The following is a 6,888-nucleotide window of genomic DNA, read 5'->3' on the forward strand; positions in this document are numbered from 1 at the left end:
CTGCCCCCTCCCCCTCTCCCAGCGGGAGAGGGGGCAGGGGGGTGAGGGCAATCAGGAGTTTATCGGTGTTATTTAATTCTCATTCCTAAGGATCACGAACTAAGTAAGATGAACAATTGGGGTGCAGGGGCGTTACCCCCAAACCCCCACTTTATTTAATTTTCGATCCTCAGCGGATCTAATATCTGGCCTCAATGGCAAAGCCGAACGCATCATCCGCTTGCACCCGATCGTTGAAAGGTGATCAGTGAGTGTTTGAGATTGTTTGCTGCGGAATATGGACGCTGTAATATAGTTCAGGAGGTGTGCTTGTCTTTGTTATCCCACTTCAGCATTCACCAGATTGCGCCTCATGAGATAGCGTTGATGGAAGCCATGTTGCAAACCTTTGGCGAAGCCTTTGACGAAGTGGAGATTTATGGTGGGAATCGTCCTGGGGCGGCTTATCTTGCTCGGCTGCTCGGCAGCGACTCCTTCATCGCGCTCGTTGCGTTGCAGGGCAATGAAGTTGTGGGTGGCATCGCAGCTTATGAGTTGATGAAATTTGAGCAAGAGCGCAGCGAGATCTACATCTATGATTTGGCTGTTGCCGCAACCCACCGTCGCCAGGGTGTTGCGACAGCATTGATTCAGGCGCTGAAGACGATCGCTAAAGCCCGAGGAGCCTATGTGATTTTCGTGCAGGCAGATATTGGTGATGAACCCGCCATCGCGTTGTATACAAAGCTGGGTGTTCGCGAAGATGTGCTTCATTTCGATATCCCAGTTGAGGACAGCAATGATGCTCATTACTCCTGATTGTTTCATCGTAGAGGAAAGCCCAGCTCATGGTGTGGGTGATCCGAACCGCACACTCTGGATCAGCGAAGCAGGAGGGCTGACCCAGTTTGGTGCTTTGATCGAAGTCCTGCAGCCTGGTTCTCGTTCATCGAACAAGCATTGGCATAGCGCTGAGGATGAGATGGTTTACATCCTCGAAGGGGAGGTGATGCTCATCGAAGGAGACACGGAAACTTTGCTACGTCCAGGAGATGTGGCGACTTTTCCTGCGGGAGTGCCAGTCGGCCACTTTCTCGAGAATCGTAGCACCAGGGCAACCCGATGCCTGGTGGTTGGTACGCGGGCACCAGTGGACACCATCACCTATCCTGACCACGATTGGGTTTGTCACCGCGACCGATCGTTGCCAGACGACATCTGGACCAACAGTGCGGGAGAGCCTATCCCGAGTCCGATATGAACTGATCGATGGAGCGGTGGCTGACCTAGACCAACAGATCTGCATGAGGAGGTTGTAGTCCCCAGCGACTTCCAACCTACGCTCATTTTGAATGCATGCACGCCCCATTCGAATGGTTGCGATGCTCAAAGCATTGTTGATCAAGCAGATTCAAACGCAGGGGCTGCACATTTGAATGTTCTCTATGCTTAAAGCATTGTCCATAGAGCTTATTCGAATGCATGAGCTGCAGATTTGAATGTTCTCTGTGCTTGAAGCATTGTTCATAGAGCACATTCGAATGTATGAGCTAACAGTTTGAATGCAGCGTCATCCGTTAAATTGCGATCGATAGTGGGAAAGAATGCGATCGTATCTCCATTTGCCTGCACCCGATGCAGTCGTGCCGTTGCAGTTAGCCATGCGATTGATGTTGAGGTCGATCGCACTTGTTTAAGCAGCATTGTCTGGGCATGGGAGAGGGGGCGATCGGGCCTTCCGGGCTGTTCCGTTGAGTCTTTGAGGGCCATGGTGCTCAGGCTCAGAAATAGCTTGAAATTATTTCCCCGACATAGAAACATGAAAAATATGCTGAGCTTTGCTGTGTATCCACCCCAATCAGGGCAGATACACAGCAGTTCTACTGTAGATCCACCCCAGATAGCTGGATCTACAGCAAAGCATTCGTTGATTCACCCAATACGGATGGATCTACAGAAATACTCTGTACAATAAATTTTTGGGCAGCTACATTCCACCCAGTAAGGTAGATTTAAACTTAACTACTCTGTCCGATCGGTCGAACGATGATTTCGTTAACATCTACATCTTCTGGCTGCTCAATGGCAAAGGCAATGGCACGAGCGATCGCATCTGCTGGAATCACTGCCTCACGAAATCCCTCCACCCATTCCGCTGCTTCAGCATCCGTAATCGTGCTGGCAAGTTCAGTTTCCGTCACTCCAGGCGAAATCACCGTAACCCGAATGTCTGTCGATTCTTGCCGCAGTCCCTCGGAAATCGCCCAAACTGCAAACTTAGTGGCGCAGTACACGGCTGCGGTTGGATAGACGTTGTGTCCGCCGATCGAGGATAGATTGACAAACTGCCCTGATCGTTGCTGCTTAAAGAGGGGTAGCGCAGCAGCAATGCCGTGAAGCACACCGCGAATGTTCACATCAATCATGCGGTTCCATTCATTGATCTTTAGTACCTCTAACCTGGAGAGCGGCATCAAGCCTGCGTTGTTCACTACAACATCAAGGCGACCAAATTTAGCTTGGGCAAACTCGACAAAGGCTTGCATGTCTTCGAGGTTGGTGACATCAAGAGTGCGGTATTCTGCTTCGCCACCTTTAGAGCGAATTTCGGTAGCGATCGCTGCCAGTCGATCGGTGCGCCGCGCCCCTAACAGAACCCGTAAACCCTGATGAGCCAGCAATTTAGCAGTTGCTTCACCAATACCGCTACTAGCTCCGGTGATCGCAATTACTTTGCTTTCTACATTCAACATGACGGTTCTCCTGACTTTTAGGATGGATTGAAATTAAATAGACTGACCACCAGAGACTTCGATTCTCTGTGCATTCACCCAGCGGTTGTCTTCGGATAACAATGCTGCGATCGCCCCGCCGATATCATCGGGAACACCCACACGACCCAGAGCCGTTTGCGAAGCGATGAAGTTGTTGATTTCTGGATTGTCACGGACTGAACCGCCCGCAAAATCTGTTTCGATCTCGCCTGGAGCCACAACATTGACGGCAATCTGTCGGTGTCCTAGTTCCTTTGCCATATATCGAGTCAGCACCTCGATCGCGCCTTTCATGCTGGCATAAGCTGAGTAGCCCGGTAGCGTAAAGCGAGCCAGACCCGACGAAAGATTCACAATCCGTCCATTTCTACGATCTCAGAGACAACGCTATTTGCTTCTGCCTCGTTGCTGTGATACGTCACGATCACAGCGACTCCTTTTTTAGCCAGTGCCAACGCAGTATTTTTGCCCAATCCTCGACTCGCTCCTGTGACCAATGCAATCTTCGTGTTGTTTGTCATGGTTAGTTCTCCTTGTTAAAGTGACGGAAGTTGTTCTGGCTCAGTGACATAGCGACCAGCACTAGTTCTTCGGCGAAACTCTTGTCCACAAGCTGTTGAACTCTTGCATATCCAGAAAGGCGATTGCTTCGATCGCTTTGCCGTCCTGCATTCTGAAATACCAGGTGTAGGTGTTCCGATAAGGTTTGCCGTCTTTGGCGGTCGCGGCTCCATCCCACAGAGCAATGACCATATCGCCATCTGCCCAGATGCCGCGTACTGTTGGCACGATCGGGGTCGATAATCGGGCACTGGTTGGGTTAATGACTTGATCAAGTAACGCTTGCTTGCGATAGGTGCCCGCAGTTGCGCCAGTGCCCGTAATCGTCCAGGTTGCTTCTGGTGCGAGCAGGTCGAAGAAATTGCCAGTTCCGTTGCGCCAACGGTCGAAATACTGCCGGACGATTTCCTTGTTGCGCTGTTCGATCCTCTCAGTATCTTGTACGCCTACTGGGTTGGACTGCATGACCTGAGACAATGGTTATTGCCAGTTCCGTTGCGCCAACGGTCGAAATACTGCCGGACGATTTCCTTGTTGCGCTGTTCGATCCTCTCAGTATCTTGTACGCCTACTGGGTTGGACTGCATGACCTGAGACAATGGTTGATGAGGCGTTTTCGCCATCCCCGGAACTGCTAGCAGCCCAATCAATCCCGTACCGATCAAAACCTGACTCAAACGATGCATTTTTTAACCTCCTGAAGGTTGCATAACAAAGTAGCTATTTCGCTCTCACGTCTGTTACATTTTTCGGTGTCGCTTTGATGGAAAAGGCATTTCTCATTGAGTCCTTGAGCGTGAACTTCTAAATCAGGTTTTGCGCTTTTACAGTTTCGGCAGCGAAAGCTTCGATCGTCGTTTGTCCTTTGCGAGTTTCAATGCCATTGCTCTCAAAAACGATATAACCAGAATTAAAACCGCGCAGCATCTCGCACCAAGCGTTAGCGGCTTCAGGCGAGGCACCGAAACCAACGATTGTCGCCTGCCACTCGCTTTCGGGAAGGGCGACAGCTTGCACGTCGCGCTTGAGCGCAGCAGCGAAAGCGGCAGCAACATCATTTGGCGAGTAATCTGCCGCGCCGTGCAGTTCAATGATCCGCTTGCCTGTCCAATCTTCGGTCAACGCTTCAACAGCGGTGCGCCCGATGTCTTTCGCCGCAACCATTGGAATCGGTCGTTCGAGCGGCTGAAGAAAACTCGGCAAAATGCCTTTTGCAGCAGCAACTGCAGCCACGCCGTTCCAGTTTTCCATGAAATATGCCGCCCGCAAGCAAGTGACGGGAATGGTTAAACCGCCGAAGATGTTTTCCAAAAAGTGAGTTGTCATGATGTTGCCTGTTCCACTGGCGTGCTGCGAGCCGACTGAAGACAGCAAGACAACTTTTTGCACGTTAGATCGCGCGATCGCTTCAACATAGGCTGCACCAATGTTTTTGGCTACGGTGAACATATCGGCAGCCTGATAAGCAGGCGGATTCATGGCATAAACGGCGATCGCGCCGTCTAACGCTTTGGTTATCGCATCTGCGTCAATGACATCAGCGAAAGCAACGTCCGCGCCTTTCGCCTGCCAAGCGTCCGCAGCTTTGTCCGGGTGCTTCGCAGTTGCGCTTTGCGCTAATCGCAGCACGACGCGCACGGGCAGTTTCTTTTCAAGCAACGTATCGGCAACCACAGAACCCGTTTGTCCGGTCGCGCCAAACACTACAAACATAAATTTCCTCCTGAAATGTCGAAACCAATTTTGCTAACCGAAGACACCTAACGGCACAGTTCAACGGCAGGTTCTACTTTTGATGAGCTGATTGACTGACAAAAGTCCTGAAAGGCTGCTGGCTTCGCTGCTGTCCCGCCCGTGATTAAAATCCGGGCTGACAGCACGAAACCCGTTGAAACGGGTTGCAAGCCTCTTGCAGTCCTCTTGAGAGGACTTCCTGCTATTAGCCCGTACTTTAGTACAGGGCGGGGCAGGTAATCGCGGCAAGATTTGTCAGTTAATCAGTTTGATGGGTCCAATGATCTAACGTTCAATGGCTAGTCTTCTCTGACGGCATGGATTTATCCTAGATTTGAAAAGCTTTGACGTGAATATACAAACCTGGCAGATGATTGCCTAATCCTCTCAAGTAAGGCATTGGTAACGGAGAATTTTCCCTATAATGAGCGCAGAAGCAGAGTTAAGTTAGAACAGCATGACGATTGATACACTCAGCCACAAGAGCGCGATCGATCAATGTGCAGAACTGGCGGCATTGGTCGATCGGCATACTGACAAGCAGGGAAACGGTGTCCATGCAACCGCGATTGCTCCCTTAGAATTCACGCGAGAATGTAATCCTGTCGCAGCCATGCCCAGTGTCAGCGAACCGCTTTTCGCAATTGTGATACAGGGACAAAAAGAATTGTGGTTGAACGAGGAAACCTTTCGATATAGTGTCGCTCAGTATCTGGTTTTGTCGGTGGATTTGCCAGTGAGTGCATGCGTGACCGAGGCGACTTCCACTCAACCTTATCTCGGCTTTAAGCTAAAGCTAGACCCAGCCCAATTTTGTGAGATCATTGCTCAAACACAGCCTTGCATGAGTCAAAAAGAACCCGTGAAAGGCTGGTTCGTTAGCAATGCTGAGCCATCGTTGATTGACTGCGCTCTGCGGCTTGCAAAACTTTTGGACACACCGCAAGATGTTTCATTTCTGGCACCGATGATCATTCGCGAAATTTATTACCGTTTGCTGATGGGTGAACAAAGCGAAGCAGTTCGCCAAATTGCCACTGCTGGCAGCACTATGCAACGCATTGCTGAGGTGATCAAACACATCAAAGCGGAGCTGACGAAGCCGTTACGGGTTGAGGATCTGGCTGAGCAGGTGAATATGTCCGTTTCTTCATTCCATCGCCACTTCAAAACAGTCACCTCCATGAGTCCGCTGCAATATCAAAAACAATTGCGACTGTTAACCGCACGTCAGATAATGCTTGCTGAAAATGCTGATGCAACTCAAGCTGCTTATCAAGTCGGGTATGAGAGTCCTTCACAGTTCAGCCGCGAATATGCCCGGATGTTTGGTGCACCGCCTATTCGGGATATTGAACGTTTACGGACAGCTTAAACATTGGGCGTTGCTGAATAGAAGTATGATTTTCGTGCTTGAGCCTTATGCAGCCCTCACCCTAGCCCTCTCCCAAAGGAGAGGGAACAAGAGTTTTAGCTCCCTTCTCCTGCGGGAGAAGGGTTGGGGATGAGGGTAATTCATATTTGCATTCAGCAAAGCCAAACATTGCTATCTCATGAGGCTCTGATGATTGTTTAGTCTAAATTCTGACTGAGCGCGATCGCTGCCCAACATAGGCCCTGAGCCGGACGGTGTCAACAAGGAATGTTGAATCAATTTTCCTGATTGAGTTTCTAGAGTTTTCACGCAATAGCAATCTAGCTTCATGTTGAGCTTCTTATTCTAATTGAAGCTTCAACATTAGCCTGGTTTGGTTTCATTGATTGTCCCTATTATTTTTAGGTTCTTTTTTACTGCTTAGATTGTTCAATCAATCTATTAAAAGTGCAATCAGTGTTGACT

9 protein-coding genes are annotated in these 6,888 nt (G+C 49.9%); 3 read left to right on the forward strand and 6 right to left on the reverse strand.

Annotation, left to right across the window (positions count from 1 at the left end):
* Positions 1-309: 309 nt before the first annotated feature.
* Together BST81_RS09510 and BST81_RS09515 are read left to right on the forward strand one after the other, a co-directional pair.
* On the forward strand, positions 310-798 hold the full coding sequence (locus BST81_RS09510; protein WP_216351279.1) for an AAC(3)-I family aminoglycoside N-acetyltransferase: 489 nt from the start codon (positions 310-312) through the stop codon (positions 796-798).
* Complete coding sequence (locus BST81_RS09515) at positions 779-1,240, forward strand: cupin domain-containing protein (RefSeq protein ID WP_075598312.1); 462 nt, start codon at positions 779-781, stop codon at positions 1,238-1,240. Before BST81_RS09510 ends, BST81_RS09515 begins: the two co-directional genes overlap by 20 nt.
* A gap of 263 nt (positions 1,241-1,503) precedes the next feature.
* Here BST81_RS09515 and BST81_RS27430 read toward each other — a convergent pair whose 3' ends face one another.
* The 6 genes from BST81_RS27430 to BST81_RS09535 form a co-directional block, all read right to left on the reverse strand.
* Positions 1,504-1,749 carry a hypothetical protein gene (locus BST81_RS27430; protein WP_216351280.1) on the reverse strand — a complete coding sequence of 82 codons (246 nt, stop codon included), beginning with the start codon at positions 1,747-1,749 and terminating at the stop codon, positions 1,504-1,506.
* Positions 1,750-1,997: 248 nt separating this feature from the next.
* Complete coding sequence (locus BST81_RS09520) at positions 1,998-2,732, reverse strand: SDR family oxidoreductase (RefSeq protein ID WP_075598313.1); 735 nt, start codon at positions 2,730-2,732, stop codon at positions 1,998-2,000.
* Positions 2,733-2,765: 33 nt separating this feature from the next.
* On the reverse strand, positions 2,766-3,107 hold the full coding sequence (locus tag BST81_RS09525) for an SDR family oxidoreductase (protein ID WP_253188196.1): 342 nt from the start codon (positions 3,105-3,107) through the stop codon (positions 2,766-2,768).
* The gene (locus BST81_RS28775) at positions 3,104-3,274 is read right to left on the reverse strand and encodes an SDR family NAD(P)-dependent oxidoreductase (RefSeq protein ID WP_253188197.1); all 171 of its coding nucleotides are present in this window, start codon (positions 3,272-3,274) and stop codon (positions 3,104-3,106) included. Before BST81_RS28775 ends, BST81_RS09525 begins: the two co-directional genes overlap by 4 nt.
* A 61-nt stretch (positions 3,275-3,335) precedes the next feature.
* Positions 3,336-3,779 carry a nuclear transport factor 2 family protein gene (locus BST81_RS09530; RefSeq protein ID WP_075598314.1) on the reverse strand — a complete coding sequence of 148 codons (444 nt, stop codon included), beginning with the start codon at positions 3,777-3,779 and terminating at the stop codon, positions 3,336-3,338.
* 339 nt (positions 3,780-4,118) lie between these two features.
* Positions 4,119-5,027 (reverse strand): NmrA family NAD(P)-binding protein, encoded by a 909-nt coding sequence (locus tag BST81_RS09535; RefSeq protein WP_075598315.1) that lies wholly within the window; start codon positions 5,025-5,027, stop codon positions 4,119-4,121.
* 478 nt (positions 5,028-5,505) lie between these two features.
* On the opposite strand from BST81_RS09535, the gene BST81_RS09540 reads away from it, so the two are divergent.
* The gene (locus BST81_RS09540; RefSeq protein WP_075598316.1) at positions 5,506-6,423 is read left to right on the forward strand and encodes an AraC family transcriptional regulator; all 918 of its coding nucleotides are present in this window, start codon (positions 5,506-5,508) and stop codon (positions 6,421-6,423) included.
* The last annotated feature ends 465 nt before the right edge of the window (positions 6,424-6,888 follow it).

Origin of the sequence: Leptolyngbya sp. 'hensonii' (assembly GCF_001939115.1) — a bacterium.
Classification (GTDB): Bacteria; Cyanobacteriota; Cyanobacteriia.

What these genes read in the sequence shown, in the direction of transcription:
- BST81_RS09515 (WP_075598312.1), top strand. Translation starts at nt 779, where the DNA reads ATGATGCTCATTACTCCTGATTGTTTCATCGTAGAGGAAAGCCCAGCT.
- BST81_RS27430 (WP_216351280.1), bottom strand. Translation starts at nt 1,749, where the DNA reads ATGGCCCTCAAAGACTCAACGGAACAGCCCGGAAGGCCCGATCGCCCC.
- BST81_RS09520 (WP_075598313.1), bottom strand. Translation starts at nt 2,732, where the DNA reads ATGTTGAATGTAGAAAGCAAAGTAATTGCGATCACCGGAGCTAGTAGC.
- BST81_RS28775 (WP_253188197.1), bottom strand. Translation starts at nt 3,274, where the DNA reads ATGACAAACAACACGAAGATTGCATTGGTCACAGGAGCGAGTCGAGGA.
- BST81_RS09530 (WP_075598314.1), bottom strand. Translation starts at nt 3,779, where the DNA reads ATGCAGTCCAACCCAGTAGGCGTACAAGATACTGAGAGGATCGAACAG.
- BST81_RS09535 (WP_075598315.1), bottom strand. Translation starts at nt 5,027, where the DNA reads ATGTTTGTAGTGTTTGGCGCGACCGGACAAACGGGTTCTGTGGTTGCC.
- BST81_RS09540 (WP_075598316.1), top strand. Translation starts at nt 5,506, where the DNA reads ATGACGATTGATACACTCAGCCACAAGAGCGCGATCGATCAATGTGCA.